The 508-nt window shown below is 46.3% G+C and carries 2 protein-coding genes; both read right to left on the bottom strand.

The annotated features are described in order from the left end of the window. The coding region (locus tag AC3DE3_RS17170; protein ID WP_488370831.1) for a hypothetical protein at positions 1 to 184 on the bottom strand (184 nt) is incomplete at its 3' end. 124 nt (positions 185 to 308) lie between these two features. Continuing rightward, a partial coding sequence (locus AC3DE3_RS17165) for a hypothetical protein (RefSeq protein WP_488370830.1) occupies positions 309 to 508 on the bottom strand: 200 nt, incomplete at its 5' end.

Below are 508 nucleotides of genomic sequence, written 5' to 3'. Positions count from 1 at the left end.
CATGTTTGACGGAGTTGCTGGCAATGGTCCCGTCATATTTGGCAACCGTGACATTAACAGCGACAAGGGCAGCAGCCCGGACAATCGGAGCTGAGGCGACAAGGAACTGTTTGATGAGCGGCCAGAGAAAGGTGCCTATTCCCGATGTTATGAACTTTACTTTTTCCCACATAATAGTTGCCATCCTTTCTTGAAAAAGTTGATTACTGCGTATTCAGGGTCACACACCCACGTTTTGCTGAACGTAATCTTCTGGTCTTTGCCCAGGATACGTTCAAGGCCCTCTTTGTTCAGCTTGAGATTGTCCATTACTCAATTTCCACCTTCTTTTTATCGGAAGTGGCGGCGAAGATGATCGAGACTACCGCAAGGACACCTTTTATCAGATCCTCTTTGGCAGCAGCGTCAACTTCATATCCTCCCATTGCGAGCAGTACCGTTATAGCAACCCATGTTGAGCGTTCTTTTAACCTTTTCTTAATCCATTCCATATCATTCTCCTTTCTCG

It is taken from the genome of Dietzia sp. IBK-p2-16D (assembly GCF_057773085.1).
This window is presented reverse-complemented; position numbering and strand designations above follow the sequence as displayed.